The sequence below is a fragment of the Rubrobacter calidifluminis genome, from assembly GCF_028617075.1.
GTDB classification, from domain to species: Bacteria; Actinomycetota; Rubrobacteria; order Rubrobacterales; family Rubrobacteraceae; genus Rubrobacter_E; species Rubrobacter_E calidifluminis.
Genome location: NZ_JAQKGV010000009.1, coordinates 73,227 through 89,147 on the forward strand (window position 1 = coordinate 73,227; position 15,921 = coordinate 89,147).

Below are 15,921 nucleotides of genomic sequence, written 5' to 3' on the forward strand. Positions count from 1 at the left end.
GTTTTTGAGCTCCTTTGCGTGGGGCTTTCAATCCGCGGGCGCGTCGCTTAAACTCCCGGGTATGGGATCAGAGAAGGTGAAGGTCCGGGCCTACTCCCCGGGGAGGTTCCCGATCCTGGTGGTGCAGTTTCCTTCCGGGGAGCTCAGGACCCTCTACTTCGAGACCGGATACGACCCTGAATTCTCCAGGCACGTCGGCGAGCAGTGGCTGGTGGAGAACGCCATCGGCCGGCACAGCTTCGTGGGCCTTAACCCGCCGGATGAGATTTCGTTGGCCGGGCTCAAGGAGTACGTGGAGCGCAGAAGGGTACGGGACTAGCCTCCGGCGTTCTTTTTTGGCTGACCTTTCCTGGAGGGCGGGTTGCTCTTGGCGGCTCCGCCATCCCCGGCGGGTCCTTTCTTCTTGATCACGCCCGAGCCAGCGCCGGGTTTGGGGTTTGATCCAGACGGCTTTGTCGAGGGGTTGGAGCTCCCTGGGGAGCTGTGCTTGCCGCCCGAGCCACCCGGCTGGCTGGAGTGGTTCGCGCCACCCGTGCTCGCTCCTCCACCCGCGGGACCCGAGCTGTAGGAGAGCGTGACGTACGTGCCTTTAGTCACCTGGCTTCCGGCGGCCGGGTCGGTGGATACGACCGTACCGGCCGGCTTGCTGCTTGTCACCTCCACCAGTCTGTACCCGAGGCCCGCGCGGATGAGCGTGCTCTCCGCCTCACCGAGACTCTTGCCCACGACGTCCGGCACCGTGACCTTCGGGATTGGCTTCGGACCCGCACTCAAGGTTATGTCCACCGCTGTGCCAGGCCGCACCTGCGCCCCCGGTTTGGGGTTCTGGTTTATGACGCCCCCCTTTCCGATCTGGTCGTTGTAGTGGGAGACGACGCTGCCCAGCCTGAGCCCGTACTTCTCCAAAATGGCCTGCGCCTGATCCTGGCTGACGCCGTAGGGGATGTCCGGGACGGTGACCAGCTTGGGGCCGGTCCCGACCGTGATCCTGACCGTCGACCCGGCCGCAGCCTCTGATCCCCCGCCGGGATCCTGGGAGATCACCTTCCCGGACTGCCCCGGGGAGCTCTCGGCCTGCTTGACGGAGACCTTGAAGCCTGCATTTTGCAGGGTACCCTCCGCATCGGAGGCCGAGCTCCCCGTCACGTCCGGGACGCTCACGAGCTGGGTCCCTACCACGGTGAGCTTTATCTCGGAGCCTTTCTTAGCCTTTCCTCCCGACGGGTCCTGCCCTACGACCGTGTCGACGGGCTTTCGGCTCCTGACCTTCCCTGCCACGACGGCCCTCAAGCCGCTGTCTTTCGCTCTGGCCTTCGCCTCGTCGAGCTTCATGCCGGTTAGGTCCGGCACGGATACCATCCGCGGCCCGCTCGCCTGCGGCTGGTTGCCGAGCAGGCTGTACGCTATCCCGCCTATGATCGCCGCGATCAGGAGCAGGATGCCGGCCACCAGCGGCAACGCCCGCCGCCTCCGCTTCCGCTCGGCTCTGGACGGATATACGAGCGTGTCGCCCTGGCGCGTTCTCCGCTGCGGGCCTTCCAGCACCTGGGTCGTCGCGTTCTCGGGGATCTTGTCGTCGATCACCCGCTCGAGGTCTTCTATGAGCTCCGCGTCGCTTGTGTAGCGGTCTTTGGGATCCTTGGCGAGTAGCTTGACGACTATCGCGTTGATCCCTCCCGGTATCCTGGGATCGAGCTCCCGCGGGGGCCTGAGCGAGCCGTTTACGTGCTTCATCGCGATGCCGATCGGGGTGTCCGCGTCGTAAGGCAGTTCTCCGGTGAGCATCTCGTAAAAGACCACACCGAGCGAATAGAGGTCGCTCGCCGGGCCGACCGGCTCGCCCATCGCCTGCTCGGGCGAGATGTAGTGGGCGGTGCCCAGGATGAGGCCGGTCTTCGTCATCGTCGAGGAGGTCGCGGCCCGCGCGATGCCGAAGTCCGTGACCTTCAGGTCACCGTCGGCGGTGATCAAAATGTTGTGCGGCTTTATGTCCCTGTGTACCACGCCCCGTTTGTGCGCCGCCTCCAGGGCCTGCGCTATCTGCAGCGCTACCTTCGCGGCTGTCTTCGGGGGCAGTGGGCCCTTCTTCGCGATGCGGTCCTTGAGAGTTCCTCCGGGGAGATACTCCATCGCGATGTAGTAGGTGCCGTCGTCGGTGGCCCCCCGGTCGTAGATGGAGACGATGTTGGGATGGGAGAGCGCCGCTGCGCTCTGGGCTTCGCGCCGGAAGCGCTCAACGAACTCCTCGTCCTTGGCGTAGCGCTCGTTCATTATCTTCAGCGCCACGTCGCGGTCGAGAACGTTGTCGTGGGCGAGGTAGACATCTGCCATACCACCGCTGCCCAGAAGCCTCTTTATCCTGTAGCGGTTGTCTACGAGTTGCTGCATACCCGGCACATTATACAGATAACACGACTGGGGCTTGTTACTAGAGATGCTCTCTGAGAGCCTGCTGCATGACCTTCTGCGCCAGCGGTACGGCGTTCGTCTCGCTGTCGCCGCCGTTGTGGACGAGCACGGCGACTGCTATCTTCGGGTCGTTCGCCGGAGCGAAGGAGATGAACCAGGCATCGGGAGCTCCCGAGGGTGTCTCCGCCGTCCCGGTCTTGCCGGCGACGGTGACACCGGGTATCTTCGCCCCACCAGCGTCTCCGTCGGTTACCACCGACTGCATCATCTGGTTGAGGGTCTGGGCGGTCTGAGTGTCGAGCACTCTGTGATCCTCGGAGGGGTGCGTCCTCTCCAGGAGCACGCCCTCCGGGGAGCGCACCTCTTTTATGATCCTGGGCTTCATCATGACTCCGTCGTTGGCGATGGTCGCAGCGACCATCGCCATCTCGAAGGGGGTGGCCTGCACCTGAGCCTGCCCGAAGGCCGCGGTAGCCAGGTAGTTTCTGTCCCACTTCGACGGTGGGGGACCGACGCTGCTCGGCGTGATCTGCAGCGGCAGGTCGTTGTAGGAATCGCCGAAGCCGAAAGCTCTCGCTGTGTCATATAGAGCCTTAGCCCCGACGTACTCCACGGCAACCTTGGCGAAGATCACGTTTATCGAGAGGTCGAGCGCCTTCTGGAAGGTGACGTTGCCGTAGGAAGCCCCCTTGTAGTTGGTGACCGCGTAACCGCCCCCCATCGGGTAATAGTAGCCGGGGTCGTTGAAGACGTCGGTTGGCTTGACGCCCTTTTTGAGGGCCGCCGCCGCGGTTATCACCTTCATCGTCGAGCCCGGTGGGTACAGACCCTGAGTTGCTCGGTCGAGCAGCAGGTCGTCGGGGCTTTTCTGGATCTGCTTGAAGTTCTCGTCTATATTGTTCGGGTCGTAGGACGGGTAGGATGCCAGGGCGAGGATCTCGCCGGTCTTCGGGTTCAGGGCAACGATCGCCCCCTTGCCGCTGCTGCTGTTTTTGATCAGGTCGTAGGAGAGCCTCTGCAGCCTGGGGTCAAGCGTCAGCTCGACGTTGTCACCCGGCTGCGGGCCCCCGGAGAGCTGGTTGAGGAGCTCGTCGAGGGTCCTCGGCTCCGCATTGCCGGAGAGGTTGGAGTTCTCCGTGAGCTCTATGCCGGTTGCGCCGTATCTCTGGCTCCAGTAGCCGACCACATTCGAGTAGAGCGCCCCCTGTGGGTAGACCCGCTGGTAATCCTTGCCGTTCTTCACGCTCTTCGCAAGCACCGTCTGCCCGTCGCGGGCGAGGATGAGACCCCGGGGTGCCTGCAACTCGCGCTGGCTCTGCAGCCCGTTGTTCGGGTTGTCCGCGAGCGTCTGCTTGGCGTAGACCTGCCAGTAGGCCAGGACGCCGACCAGCGCCACGAAGCCGCAGCAGAAGACGTAGAAGATGCGCCTCAGATGCCTGTTCACCCGGCGTACTCCTCCTCCCCGACGTAGGCCCGCTTCTTTTCTGTTGCGTAGTCCTTCCCGGCCCGCTCGGAGATTACCAGGAGGAGCCCCGTGAGTATGAAGTTGCCCACGATCGAAGACCCCCCGTATGAGACGAACGGCAGGGTGACGCCCGTGAGCGGGATCGCCTTGGTCACCCCGCCGACTATGATCAGGGTCTGCAGCGCGAACATCGAGGTGAGACCGAAGGCCAGGAGCTTGGCTGCGGGATCGCTCGAGAGCATGGCTATCTTGATCCCGCGGTAGACGAAGGCGAGGAAGACCAGAAGCAGGGCGCTAGCCCCCAGCAGCCCGAGCTCGCTTGCGACTGAGGCGAAGATGAAGTCGGTCTGCACGTCGGGTATGGTCTGGGCGAACCCTTCTCCGAGCCCGGTTCCCGTTATCCCTCCGTCGGCGATGTTGAACAGGCTCTGGACCACCTGGTAGCAGCACTGGTCGTGGGCGTGGGGCCAGGGGTCGAGCCAGGCGATCACGCGCAGCTGGACGTGTCCGAAGAGATTGTAGGCCGCGTAAGCGCCGATGCCGAACAGGAGGGTGCCCAGAACCACATACGCCAGCCGCCCGGTGGCCACGTAGAGCATCAGGAGTGGCACCGCGAAGAACAGCAGGCTGTCGCCGAGGTCGTTCTCGACGACGAGCAGGAGCAACGAGGCCCCCCAGACCGCCGCCACCGGCCCGAAGTACTTGAGCGCCGGGATCTGCATCCCCAGGAAGCTGCGGCTCGTCGCCGCCATCACCTCCCGCTTGTCCGCCAGGTACCCGGCGTAGAAGATGATCAGCGCTATCTTGGCGAACTCGGAGGGCTGGATGTTGACCGGACCGAGGTGCAGCCACAGCCGCGCCCCGTTCACCTCGTAGCCGAGCGGTGTCGCCACCGAGGCCATGAACAATATCGCGACGAGCCCAATAAGGTACTTGTACTCGAGCAGACGTTCGTAGCCGCGGAAGAAGAGTATCACCAGGAGCATCGCGGCACTCCCGACCAGGATCCAGACCACCTGCGTGGTCGCGAGGTTCTCCACCCCGCGTACATCGTAAGTGAGGCGGAAGATCATCACAAGCCCCACCCCGGTGAGCAGCGTCACTATCGGGAGAAGCAGGGCGTCCGCGTGCGGGAGCAGCAGACGAACCAGCAGATAGAGCGCGAGCAGCACCCCTGCGTATGCAGCCCCGTAGGCGAGCGGCGGGCTGGTTATGCCCTTGACGAAGATCAGGGTGGCGAATCCCACGAAGGTGATCGCGAGCGCGAGTATCATGGGGATCGTGGCGCGGCGGGCCATCGGCTAGCTGCTCCTCAGACCGCTCAGGATGCGCCGTATCTCGTGCCGCGAGTACAGCCGGTGCTCCCTGATCTGAGCCCTGTAGGGTTTTTTGATCTCGCTCTCTTTCAGGGTGGTCTTCCTGAAGACCCTGCTCAGCTTCACCCCTCCCACTGTGTAGGGCAACCCCTGGTGCACCACGACCCTCCCCCCCTCGAAGCTCAGATAGTAGCGGCTGCTGGCCCAGATGTATCCCGGTGTGAGCAGCGCAGCCACGACGATGAGGGCGGCCACCCCGCGCACTGCGGCGGACACGATGCGGCGCACCCTCTGGCGGCGCCTCTTGCGCCTTCTGGCACGCAGGGCTCTGGCGCGCTTGGCCTCCAGCTCAGCCCGGCCCGGACCATTTCCACGCGTGCCTTCCGGAGGAGCCGTGACACCGAGCTCCGTAGTGTCCGTCAGCCGGGGCTCCTCCTTCTTGCGCACGTCGGCGACGATCACCGTCACGTTGTCCAGGCCGCCGGCTTCGAGGGCCTCGGAGATGAGGTTCCGGGAGGCGGCCTGGGGATCGCCCCTGGTCGTGGAGAGGATCTCGCGGATCCTCTCGTCCGGCACCATGTCCGAGAGGCCGTCGGAGCACAGCAGCAGCCGATCCCCGTCCTGAACCCGCACGGTGGTTACGTCGGCCTCTACCTCCTCTTCGGCCCCGAGAGCCCGGGTTATGAGGTTCTTGTGGGGGTGCTCTTCGGCCTCGTCCTGGGTGAGGTCACCGCTCTTTACCAGCTCGGCGACGAGGGAGTGGTCCTCGGTGAGCCGCGACAGTTCCACACCGCGTAACAGGTAGGCCCTCGAGTCGCCGACATGGACCACCTCGATCTCTGGCCCCCCCCTGCCGGAGAGACGCAGCGCGACGAGCGTGGTGCCCATGCCGGCCCGGCGGCTGTCCTCGCGGGCGGCGGTGAGGATGCGGCTGTTTGCCTCACGCACCGCCTCCGTGAAGGAGCGCTGCGGCTCCAGTTCCCTGAGAACGCCTATCGCGATGGAGCTGGCCACCTCACCCGCCTCGAAGCCTCCGATGCCGTCCGCGACCGCCAGCAGCGTAGGGTCGCGGCCCTCGCCAGCGAGCAGCGAGTCTTCGTTGTTCTGCCGGACCCTGCCGGTGTCGGTGGCGCCAGAGTGTTCCAGGAAGAACATGAGATGGAGGATAGCTTACTCCACGTACCTGAAGGTCGTCGAGCCTATCTGGATCGTATCACCCGAGCGCAGCGGTGTGGCCCCGACTATCTTGCGACCATTGATGAAGGTGCCGTTGGTGGAGCCGAGATCCTCGACGTAAAGCAGATCCGCGTGGTGGGTGATCCTGGCGTGGCGCGAGGAGACGTAGTCGTCGCTCTTCAGCGCGATGTCGCTCGAGGAGGAGCGCCCGATCGTCACCGTACCGTCCCCGATCTGGAAGCGGGTGTCGTGCTCGAAGATGTCCGAATCCTCGACGACCAGCTCCGGGATTCCCTTCGAGATGATTCTGTGCCTGTCCGGGCGCTTCTTCATCGGGTTCGAGGAACCGGGCATGAAGGCCTCATCCTCGGGGACGGCCCTCAGGTCCCCTATGCCTCGCCGCACCACGGCATATATGAACGCGAAGAGCAGCAAGAGGATGAGGGCCTTCGCCGCCAGAAGGGGGATCTGTAGGTCCAAGCTTAACGCCTCCCGCCGCGCCCGAAGTGGGTGGGGGATCCTCCGGAGGTCTCCGTGCGCCGGACGAAGCGCGCGGTGCTCTGGCCGAAGGTGAGCTCGTCCCCGTTGTCTATGCGCTCGCGGTCTATCGGAACCCCATCGAGCAGCGTCCCGTTGGTGGAGCCGAGATCCTCGATGACGAAGCCGTCTTCGAGCCGCGAAATGCGTGCGTGGTGGCGCGAAACGTTCGGGTCCGAGAGGACTATGTCGTTCCCGGCAGAGCGGCCTACCGTCCACGGGCCCTGACCTTCGAGCGGATATGCCTTGCCGTCGAGGACGAGCTGGACGACCTCGCGCGATAGCCCGAAGTTTCTCGCCTCCTCGGCTGAGATGGCCGCGGTGTCCTGGCCGGATTCTTCCTGGCGCATGTTCTCGGTGCGGAAGATCCTGGTCTTCCCCGAGGTGTCTTGTGGCGCACCCTTCTCGCGCGGTCTGTCGGTGGGGCCGGTCAGTTTCGCCGTTATGCCGAACTCTCCGTAGCTCAGCGAGTCCTCGACCACGAAGCGTATCTTCGGTGGGGTCATCAGATGGTAGTCGTGGTCGGCGGCGTGGGCGGAGACGTACTGGATGAGCTCCTCCCTCAGCGCCTCCTGGTAAGCCTCTATCGGTTCGGCGTCCTCTTTCGAGAGGTGGACGGTGAAATCGTTCGGGGCATAGGTGCGTGAGACGGAGACCATCCGCCCCTCGTCCATCTGCTTGGTGAGACCCTTCGCGATCTCTATCGGTTGGATCTGTCTCCGGAATGCCTTGCCGAACATCCCTTCCACCAGGGATTCCATGCGCTTTTCTATGGCCTTGAGAAAACCCAAGGAAAGCTACCTTCCCGCGCGGACGCCGAGATACCGTAACACAGCGTATATTATACCGGCGAGCCCCAGGGACGACATCGCCTTCGTCAGCGCTTCGGGCCCGAACGAGACCAGAAGAGCATACCCCAGCACCCCTCCAGCGACCGCGACCACAAGACCTGCCAACCACCACCCGAGACGCTCGGCCACCGCAACGACCGCCGCTATCGCTCCCCAAAGCACCACCAGGTAGAGGGGCTGGTGGTAACTGCTCTGCAGGACCGCCTGCCCGTAAGCTGCGGCCTGCTGCAGGCCGGTGCCAGGGGAGAGCTTCTGGAAGATGAGCCCCGTATAAGGGATGTTCCCGTCACCAAGAGTGAGCTCGTAGCAGACGAGCACCGCCCCCGCCGCCGCTCCGGAGGCTGCCGCCCCGACCGGACGCATCAGGGCGCCGAAAAAGAGCGGCAACCCGGCCCCGAGCCCGACCCAGGAGAGCGGGACCGACAGCACCGGGCCGAGCGGTAGCCGCCCGATGCCCTTACTCTTGCTCCCGGCTATGATCCATCCGAGCGCGGCGAGCGGAAGCACCCCCGCCAGGCCGGCCCCGATCTGCCCGCTCTTGAGCAGCGCGACCGCGAGCGCGAGCACGGCCACCAGGGCGGCCAGGCGCGGCAGGAGATACCCCAGGACGGCGAACCCGGCGGCGATGCCAAGGCTCTGAGCCCCGTTGAACAGGAGCCCGGCGGCGTAGTACCCGAGCCAGCCTGCCGCCAGGCTGTTCGCCCCCCGTAGCAGGTGCTCGGCGTACCTCTTCGGGATCTTCGCCGACCGGGTCCCGCCGAGCACCCTCTCGAAGAGGGGTGAGACCCTGCCACCGTGCAGGAGGGCGAGTGCCTCGCGGGCGCTCTGGGGTCTGTGGGTCGGGTTGGGTGAGGTCGTGCGGCTTATGAACTCCGAGAGGCGTTCGGGGGGCTCGTAGGGCTGGCGGGCGAGCAAGGTGCGTGCGGTGGCGCCGACGGCGTAGATGTCGGTGAGCACGCTCGGGTCCGCATCCCCGTTCATTATCTCGGGTGCCATGTACCCCGGCGTGCCGACCGCGTAGCCGACCCGCGTCAACCGGGTGTCTCCCGCCCGGTATGCGATGCCGAAGTCCGTGAGCTTGACCGTGCCTCGCCGGTCCACGAGCGCGTTCTGCGGCTTTATGTCCCGGTGGATGATGCCCTGGGCGTGGGCGTAAGAGAGCGCCTGGAGTATCTGCGAGAGGGCATCCTCTATCTCTTCTGGGGTGTAGCCCCTCGCTGCCTCGTCGAGCGGCATACCCTCGACGAACTCGGTGACCAGGTAGACCTCGGTCTCCCCGGCTATGACCTCTATGGTCTCGACGATGTTGGGGTGGTGGAGGCCCTCAGCGATCTGTCCCTCTCTCAGCGCCCGGGAGCGCTCCTGGGCGCTGTATATGGGGATGACCTTTATGGCGACCACCTCTCCCGCGCGAGCCCGGGCGCGCCAGACGGTGGCGAAGCCGCCGCGCCCCACCACCTCGTCGAGCACGTAGTGGCCCTGCCCTTCGATGACCCGTGCCTCGGCCATTGACCACGTATTGTATAGCTTTCGCCAGGGTGGGTTCCCCGTCCACCCGTGGTCTTCGAGCCCGGCTGCTGGTAAAATCTCCTCGCCCCGTGGCCGGGGCGACGGCGCGGGCGAGTGGCGGAATTGGTAGACGCGCTAGGTTCAGGGTCTAGTGTCCGAGAGGACGTGGGGGTTCGAGTCCCCCCTCGCCCACAGTCTACTCCGGGAGGGCAGCGTAGAGCGGGAGGCCTACAGGAGCCCCGTCCGACGAGGGAGGAAGTGGGGGCGCCGGCGGGGAGGCAGGGCTCTGCCGCCCTGGGCGTCCGTCTGTGTTTCCGCACTGCTGTTCCTCGTCGTCGCCGGAGTCATCCTGTTGGTGGTGCGCGGCTGCGTCGCGACGCAACAGGCCACCGGGATCAGGAAGTACGTAGCGACCTCTGACTCCATCCTCCTCGAATCCCAGCACCTCGGCAACGGGCGGCTGCAGCGGGCGCTGGAGGACGCCTCGGACGGGCGCGTCTCTTCCAGACATCGGGAGGATCTCCGGTGGTCGGCCGAACGCTCACGCGAGCTCTACGAGAGGACGCTTGCCTCCCAGAAGGTGCCCCGGCGCTTCGCGCAGGTCCACCACTACCTGCAGAGTGCCCTCGGCATCAGGGCGCGGGCTACCGGGAGGATCGCCAGGGCAGCATCAGGGAGTCGGGAGCGGTTGCGCAGTGCCCTGTCGAGCGGGCTGAGAGACTACAAGATGAGCGATGCCGTGATCTCTCACTACTACATGCCCGCGGTGAGGGAGGTGTTGCGCGAGGAGGGACAGATCAACGAGGACGACGCGATAATCTACCACCCGGCGCCCTTTGTGGATTACGGAGCGTCCGGTCTCGGGGGCGGGAGGAGAGAGGGAGCCGCACACGGGGTGAGGATCTCCGGCGTGAGCGTCGGCGGGCACCCGCTCTACCCCGGCGGCACCGTGATCCTCAAGGGGGCCGACCGGCCGGTCTTCAGGATCGAGGTGGCGAACGACGGAGGGATGGTAGAGGATGGCGTTCCGGTCGAGATCTCCGTTGCCGGCGGCGTCGAAAGCCAGGTCCGTACTGCGCGCATCCGGCGGATAGAACCCGGGAGGACGGAGACCGTCACGCTCGGCGGGTTCAAGCCCGGCGTGGTGGACGAGACCTCCCGCGTCAGGGTGGAGGTCGGGCCGGTAAGATACGAGCAGTACACCAGGGACAACACGCTATCTGGAAGGTTGACCTTCGGGATCTAGGAGGGATTTTGGTAACCGCCGTGGTGCTCGTCACGACCGAGGGAGAGAGGGTGCAGGAGGCCGCTCAGGCGATGCTTGAGATAGAGGGGGTGACCGAGGCCTATTCGGTGACCGGACCATATGACATCGTGGTCATGGTGCGCATCCCGGACTTCGAACGGCTGGCCGAGATAGTTCCGGAGAAGATAGCCCAGGTGCCGGGGGTGGCGCGCACCGAGACCATGGTCGCCTTCCGCACCTACTCCAACTACGACCTCGACCGGATGTGGTCGCTCGGGTTCGAGGAGGGCTAGCTCGGCTCCCCGGCCAGCGCAGGGCGGGTGCTCTCTATGAGGAAGGCCACGACCTCCAGAAAATCACCGCTCTCCCGGTAGATCCGCCGCTGGTGCTGGCTTCCGGTGCCGTTGTCGACGATCCAGAGCACGTCCTGAAGCTCGTCTTCGCACCCCAGGGAGGCGGCGTAGGGCCTCAGTTCCTCCACGAGTGAGCGGGCCATCTCTCCCGCCGGCACCGGTATCTTCCCCACCGGGTCGTAGAAGGTCGCATCCATACCGTACCGGGAAGCGCGCCACTTGTTCTCGAGCGTTATCTCCCGGTCGTAGGGGCCTCTCGGCTCCCCGTCGAGAGCGCGGGCGACGAGGCACTGGGTGATGGCGGTCAGGGCGGTGGCCGCCCTGAGGCTGGTCTGGGAGTCCAGGATGCGTAGCTCTATCGTCCCGAACTTCGGATGAGGACGCACGTCCCACCAGCAGAAGGTGTAGTCCTCGATCGCCCCGGAATCGACCATGCGATCCACATAATCCTCGAAAGCCGCGTAATCCTCGAACGCCGGCGGCAGCCCGGAGCGAGGGAAGGACTCGAATATCTTGATCCTGGTCGACTCGAACCCGGTGTCCATCCCCTGCCAGAAGGGAGAGTTGGCCGAGAGGGCCAGGAGGAGCGGGGCCTCTTCGGCGAGGCGGTTGTGAGCCTCTATCGCCGCCTCGGGACCCGGGACCGCCACGTGAACGTGCTGGCCGAAGATCACCTCCCGCTCGGCGATCCAGCGCAGCCGCTTCAGGACTTCCCGGTAGCGCTCCTGTTCGGTAACCTTCTGATCCCGGTAGCGGCTGAAGGGGTGGGTGCCGGCCGAGGCTATCGAGGCCCCGCAGGCCGCCGCCCACGAACCCACCCGGCTGCGCAGCTCCCGCAGCTTCTGGCCTATCTCTGAGGCCGAGGAGCACACCGGCGTCTTTATCTCCAGCACCGACTGGAAGAGTTCGTAGGAGACGTACTCGGAGAGTTCCTCAGGGAGGCGGCGCATGATCTCGTCCACCTTCGGGACCAGCTCTCCGGTGGAGCCGTCCACTATGTGCAACTCCTCTTCCAGGCCCAGCGTGTACTCTCTCTCGCCGGTGCTCTTGAACTCGAGGGGCATGGTCTCTCCTCCCATCCGATACTTCAGGGTCGCGAAGGGGGTGCGGGACGAGGGGGAAGTTGCAGACGCCGGATGCTCCGGCGAACCTCCGCCCGGTGCGGAGTTGCGAACATCTCTACCGGACCTCTTCTACATCAGCGTAACCAGCCTGGGAAGACATATTACCCGCTGCGGTCGAAAATAACCAGAGAGACGACCGCATTGCATCGTCGTTCCTGCGGCGGGGCTGACACGCTCAGTGACGGTCGAGCTTGCGGGCTATCTCCCGGGTCCCGATGAGGAAGCATATCGACCGTCCGTGCGGGCAGGTGGCCGGAAGCCTGCTCGTGAGCCACTCTCTTATGAGGTTCTCCATCTCCTTCTGAGAGAGCCCGTCGCCCATCCTGACCGCGGAGTGGCAGGCTATGGTGGCCAGTATGCGCTCCTCGCGGCGGGGACCGGGGTCGTCGCCGCCTATGACGGTCAGGGCTTCGAAGAGCGCTCCGGCCACTTCTCTTCCGGCCAGAATGGAGGGCGCGGAGCTGACGCGCACCGAGTGCGGCCCGAAGGGCTCCGCCCGGAACCCGTAGAGCGCGAGCTCCTCCAGGCTATCGGCCGCGTGCTCGGCCTCGGAGGGCGAGAGCTCCACCACCTCGGGCACCAGCAGATCCTGCACTTGCGGTGGGCCGTCCGGACCGGCCAGACGGTCCAGTATCGCCCTCTCGTGAGCCACGTGCTGGTCGACCACCCACAGGCCCGATGGGTCTTCCAGCAGGATGTAACACCGCGCGAGCTGGCCGATCACACGCGCCTCCTCCAGCGAGGGCAGCGCTCCGCGCTCCGGCACCTCCTCCGGAGGCGAACCTGATTCCTCCGCCGCCCGCGCTGCCCGGGAGGCTTCGCGCTGCAACTCCCGCAGGTCCGCCTCCGGATAGCTTCTCCGCTCTTCCGCAACCCGCAGGGGCCAGGCGCGCCGGGGTGTGGTCTCCTCCCGGCGCGCCTGGAACGTGAGGGGATGCTGCAGCGCAGGGGAGGAGGGGACTTCCGGCGGTCTCACCGTCGGGTGGGGGCGCCACTCGATCGCTAGCCTGACGGCGGCGGTCACCGCCTCGCGTGCCGCGCGCTCGTCCGAGAAGCGCACGATCTGCTTGGCGGGGTGGACGTTGACGTCCACCCTCTTCGGGTCCACCTCTATCAGCAGCGCCACCGGCGGATACCTGCCCGCCGGAACCGTCGCCCGGTAGGCGTCGTCGAGGCCCCTGTTGAGGTTCTCGGAGCGCACCCACCGGCCGTTCACCGAGACCGTCTGAGAGGCGTTGCGGCTGCTCGTGTGGACGCTGGGAAGCGCGGCGTACCCCTTTATCCTGAAGGCCCCTGACTCGTAGGAGACCTCCCTGAAGGCCCGCGCCCGGGCCACGCCGTGGATCTGGGCGAGCCGTTCCAGGAGGTCTTTCGCCGCAGGAAGCGAGAGGTGCTCTCGCCCCCCCTCCGAGAGCCTGAAGGCGACCTGCGGGTTGCAGATCGCCAGGTGCGTCACCACGTCCATTATGGTTGCCCGCTCGGATCGGATGCCCCTCAGAAAGGCCCGCCGCGCCGGGACGTTGTAGAAGAGACGCTCGACGATCACGGTGGTCCCCCTCGGATGGGAGGCTGCCGAGACTTCTGCCTCGGAGCCCCCCTCCACGCAGACCCTCGTGCCGCTTCTGGATGCGCCGTCCGAAGTCGTGAGCTCGAAGCGGCAGACGCTCGCGATCGAGGGTAGAGCTTCACCCCTGAAGCCCAGGGTGCTCACCGCCTCGAGGTCTTCGACGGAGCGGATCTTGGAGGTCGCGTGACGCAGCACCGAGAGCCTGGCGTCCTCCTCCGACATGCCTTCGCCGTCGTCTCGCACCAGGATGCGGGAGGTGCCGCCGTCTTCTATCTCCACCTCTATCCGGGAGGCGTGGGCGTCGAGCGAGTTCTCGATGAGCTCCTTGACGACCGAGGCCGGCCTCTCGACGACTTCTCCCGCGGCGACCTGCTGGGCTACGAGCGGGTCTAGTATCCGGATCGTCTTTCGCGCTGCCATGGCCTTCGGGCATTGTACAACCGGGGGCAGGTTTTCCAAACGCGGGGAGTGTAGAATCGCGGGTCATGCAGGAGAGAAGAGAGAAGATCGAGGCGGAAGGTATCGGACGGCAGATGCTGCCCCACGAAGATCTTCGCCGGCTCGTGGAGCTGTTGCGGGAGAGCGGGATCGGAGAGATAAGCGTCCGTCAGGGAGACCTGGAGGTGACCGTCAAGGCCAGGAGCGAGGGGCTTCCGGTCCAGGCTGCGCCGCCGCCCCCACCGGACGAACCCGAGAGGGCGAAGCCCCCCGCACACGAGGAGCCTCCGGCGGCTGAGGGCGACGGGCTGCACGCCGTGCGTTCGCCGGTCGTCGGCACTTTTTACCGGTCCCCGTCCCCAGACGACCCGCCGTACGTGGAGGTGGGGGATCGTGTCGAGGCCGGACAGACCCTCTGTATCATCGAGGCGATGAAGCTGATGAACGAGATCCCGGCCGACGTTTCCGGGGAGGTGGTCGAGGTGCTGGTCGAGAACGCCTCCGGGGTCGAGTACGACCAGCCGCTCTTCTACCTCCGACCGGAGGGGTAGTGATGATCGGCAAGGTCCTCATAGCCAACCGGGGCGAGATAGCGCTGCGGGTCATACGGGCCTGCAGGGAGCTGGGCGTCCGGAGCGTCGCAGTCTACTCGACCGCCGACGCCGATTCGCTGCACCGGATCCTGGCGGACGAATCCGTCTGCATAGGTCCTCCGCCGGCTTCCGAGAGCTACCTGAACATCCCGGCGATAATCTCCGCGGCGGAGGTCTCCGGGGCGCAGGCCATCCACCCAGGCTACGGCTTCCTCTCGGAGAACGCGCGTTTCGCCGAGATCTGCGAGCGCAGCGGCGTCAGGTTCATCGGTCCTTCCTCGAAGGCGATAGCGCGCATGGGGGACAAGTCTGCCGCGCGTGAGACGGCGGCTCGGGCCGGGGTCCCGGTGGTGCCGGGCAGCGAGGGCACCTGTTCCAGCGCGGAGGAGGTCATGCGGGTCGGGGCGGAGGTCGGGTATCCGCTGCTGATAAAGGCCGCCGCGGGCGGCGGGGGGAAGGGGATGCGCGTCGTGGAGAACGAGCGGGAGGCCAAGGCGGCCTTCGTGGCGGCGAGCCGGGAGGCGAAGGCGGCCTTCGGGGACGGCTCGGTCTACGTCGAGCGTTACCTGGAGCGGCTGCGGCACGTCGAGATACAGGTGCTCGCCGACGGCCGGGGGCGGGTGGCCGCCTTCCCGGAACGGGACTGCTCGATTCAGCGCCGCCACCAGAAGCTCCTGGAGGAGTCCCCGGCCCCGGATTTCCCCGAGGAGGTGCGCACCAGGATGATGGACGCGGCGGCCTCACTCGCTCTCTCGCTGGAGTACGAGGGGGCAGGGACGGTGGAATTCGTCTATTCGGGGGGCGAGTTCTACTTCATAGAGATGAACACCCGCCTGCAGGTGGAGCACCCGGTGACCGAGATGGTGGCCGGGGTGGATCTGGTCTCCGAGCAGATCCGGATAGCCTCCGGTGAGGGCATGAGCGTCCCCGAGAGGCCCACCGCCTCGGGATGCGCGATGGAGTTCAGGATCAACGCCGAAGACCCGCAGAAGAACTTCATCCCGCAGGCCGGTCAGGTCGAGTTCTACACGCCTCCCGGGGGGCCAGGCGTGCGGGTAGACTCGCACCTCTACCCTGGATACCGCGTCCCGCCACACTACGACTCACTGCTGGCGAAGCTCATCGTGCACGCCCCCGACCGGGACGGAGCGATCCGGCGCGGGGTACGCGCCCTGGACGAGTTCGCCGTGGCCGGGCTGGAGACCACCCTGCCGCTGCACCTCGCCATACTGGAGGACAAGGGGTTCAGGAAAGGCGAAGTCTATACGGGCTTTCTCGCCGAACGCCGCCTGTCCGTCGAGGATGGCGTGCTGAGGCTCACCGCCCTTACCGCGTAG

Annotated in this window: 14 protein-coding genes and 1 tRNA gene; 6 read left to right on the top strand and 9 right to left on the bottom strand. The window is 65.9% G+C overall.

What is annotated here, in order from left to right; genetic code table 11:
* Positions 1-61: 61 nt before the first annotated feature.
* Positions 62-319 carry a hypothetical protein gene (locus PJB24_RS08825; RefSeq protein WP_273844921.1) on the top strand — a complete coding sequence of 86 codons (258 nt, stop codon included), beginning with the start codon at positions 62-64 and terminating at the stop codon, positions 317-319.
* On the opposite strand, the gene pknB is transcribed toward PJB24_RS08825, so the two are convergent.
* Genes pknB through PJB24_RS08860 form a run of 7 tightly spaced genes read right to left on the bottom strand, consistent with a single transcriptional unit; the run spans position 316 to position 9,263 of the window.
* Complete coding sequence (gene pknB, locus PJB24_RS08830; RefSeq protein ID WP_273844923.1) at positions 316-2,388, bottom strand: Stk1 family PASTA domain-containing Ser/Thr kinase; 2,073 nt, start codon at positions 2,386-2,388, stop codon at positions 316-318. The genes PJB24_RS08825 and pknB overlap by 4 nt on opposite strands.
* 40 nt (positions 2,389-2,428) lie before the next feature.
* A complete protein-coding gene (locus tag PJB24_RS08835; RefSeq protein ID WP_273844924.1) occupies positions 2,429-3,853 on the bottom strand; it encodes a peptidoglycan D,D-transpeptidase FtsI family protein in 1,425 nt (474 codons plus the stop codon).
* Positions 3,850-5,172: an FtsW/RodA/SpoVE family cell cycle protein gene (locus tag PJB24_RS08840; RefSeq protein WP_273844925.1), complete on the bottom strand. Its 1,323-nt coding sequence runs from the start codon at positions 5,170-5,172 to the stop codon at positions 3,850-3,852. Before PJB24_RS08840 ends, PJB24_RS08835 begins: the two co-directional genes overlap by 4 nt.
* Before the next feature lie 3 nt (positions 5,173-5,175).
* Positions 5,176-6,345 carry a Stp1/IreP family PP2C-type Ser/Thr phosphatase gene (locus PJB24_RS08845; RefSeq protein ID WP_273844927.1) on the bottom strand — a complete coding sequence of 390 codons (1,170 nt, stop codon included), beginning with the start codon at positions 6,343-6,345 and terminating at the stop codon, positions 5,176-5,178.
* A gap of 15 nt (positions 6,346-6,360) precedes the next feature.
* Positions 6,361-6,846: an FHA domain-containing protein gene (locus PJB24_RS08850; protein ID WP_273844929.1), complete on the bottom strand. Its 486-nt coding sequence runs from the start codon at positions 6,844-6,846 to the stop codon at positions 6,361-6,363.
* A 2-nt stretch (positions 6,847-6,848) separates the two neighbouring features.
* On the bottom strand, positions 6,849-7,694 hold the full coding sequence (locus tag PJB24_RS08855; protein WP_273844932.1) for an FhaA domain-containing protein: 846 nt from the start codon (positions 7,692-7,694) through the stop codon (positions 6,849-6,851).
* Between the two features lie 6 nt (positions 7,695-7,700).
* Entirely contained in the window at positions 7,701-9,263 is a 1,563-nt protein-coding gene (locus PJB24_RS08860; RefSeq protein ID WP_273844935.1) for a serine/threonine-protein kinase, read from the bottom strand.
* 108 nt (positions 9,264-9,371) lie between these two features.
* Here PJB24_RS08860 and PJB24_RS08865 point away from each other — a divergent pair.
* The 3 genes from PJB24_RS08865 to PJB24_RS08875 all read left to right on the top strand — a co-directional run bounded on the left by PJB24_RS08865 (position 9,372) and on the right by PJB24_RS08875 (position 10,802).
* Positions 9,372-9,455: transfer RNA gene (locus PJB24_RS08865), tRNA-Leu, on the top strand.
* The gene (locus tag PJB24_RS08870) at positions 9,415-10,509 is read left to right on the top strand and encodes a hypothetical protein (RefSeq protein ID WP_273844937.1); all 1,095 of its coding nucleotides are present in this window, start codon (positions 9,415-9,417) and stop codon (positions 10,507-10,509) included. Before PJB24_RS08865 ends, PJB24_RS08870 begins: the two co-directional genes overlap by 41 nt.
* Before the next feature lie 8 nt (positions 10,510-10,517).
* Positions 10,518-10,802: an Lrp/AsnC family transcriptional regulator gene (locus PJB24_RS08875; protein WP_273844939.1), complete on the top strand. Its 285-nt coding sequence runs from the start codon at positions 10,518-10,520 to the stop codon at positions 10,800-10,802.
* Here PJB24_RS08875 and PJB24_RS08880 read toward each other — a convergent pair.
* Both PJB24_RS08880 and mutL read right to left on the bottom strand, forming a co-directional pair.
* Positions 10,799-11,926 (bottom strand): glutamate--cysteine ligase, encoded by a 1,128-nt coding sequence (locus PJB24_RS08880; protein WP_273844940.1) that lies wholly within the window; start codon positions 11,924-11,926, stop codon positions 10,799-10,801. The two genes, PJB24_RS08875 and PJB24_RS08880, sit on opposite strands and share 4 nt — an antisense overlap.
* A gap of 235 nt (positions 11,927-12,161) precedes the next feature.
* On the bottom strand, positions 12,162-13,973 hold the full coding sequence (gene mutL, locus PJB24_RS08885; protein WP_273844942.1) for a DNA mismatch repair endonuclease MutL: 1,812 nt from the start codon (positions 13,971-13,973) through the stop codon (positions 12,162-12,164).
* A 65-nt stretch (positions 13,974-14,038) separates the two neighbouring features.
* Between mutL and accB the strand changes: the two genes are divergently transcribed.
* Positions 14,039-14,542 carry an acetyl-CoA carboxylase biotin carboxyl carrier protein gene (gene accB, locus PJB24_RS08890; RefSeq protein WP_273844944.1) on the top strand — a complete coding sequence of 168 codons (504 nt, stop codon included), beginning with the start codon at positions 14,039-14,041 and terminating at the stop codon, positions 14,540-14,542.
* Positions 14,543-14,544: 2 nt separating this feature from the next.
* On the top strand, positions 14,545-15,921 hold the full coding sequence (gene accC / locus PJB24_RS08895) for an acetyl-CoA carboxylase biotin carboxylase subunit (RefSeq protein WP_273844947.1): 1,377 nt from the start codon (positions 14,545-14,547) through the stop codon (positions 15,919-15,921).

Excerpts from the sequence above, each read along its gene's own strand:
- PJB24_RS08825 (WP_273844921.1), top strand. The coding sequence starts at position 62 with ATGGGATCAGAGAAGGTGAAGGTCCGGGCCTACTCCCCGGGGAGGTTC.
- accB (WP_273844944.1), top strand. The coding sequence starts at position 14,039 with ATGCAGGAGAGAAGAGAGAAGATCGAGGCGGAAGGTATCGGACGGCAG.
- mutL (WP_273844942.1), bottom strand. The coding sequence starts at position 13,973 with ATGGCAGCGCGAAAGACGATCCGGATACTAGACCCGCTCGTAGCCCAG.
- pknB (WP_273844923.1), bottom strand. The coding sequence starts at position 2,388 with ATGCAGCAACTCGTAGACAACCGCTACAGGATAAAGAGGCTTCTGGGC.
- accC (WP_273844947.1), top strand. The coding sequence starts at position 14,545 with ATGATCGGCAAGGTCCTCATAGCCAACCGGGGCGAGATAGCGCTGCGG.
- PJB24_RS08880 (WP_273844940.1), bottom strand. The coding sequence starts at position 11,926 with ATGCCCCTCGAGTTCAAGAGCACCGGCGAGAGAGAGTACACGCTGGGC.
- PJB24_RS08845 (WP_273844927.1), bottom strand. The coding sequence starts at position 6,345 with ATGTTCTTCCTGGAACACTCTGGCGCCACCGACACCGGCAGGGTCCGG.
- PJB24_RS08840 (WP_273844925.1), bottom strand. The coding sequence starts at position 5,172 with ATGGCCCGCCGCGCCACGATCCCCATGATACTCGCGCTCGCGATCACC.
- PJB24_RS08860 (WP_273844935.1), bottom strand. The coding sequence starts at position 9,263 with ATGGCCGAGGCACGGGTCATCGAAGGGCAGGGCCACTACGTGCTCGAC.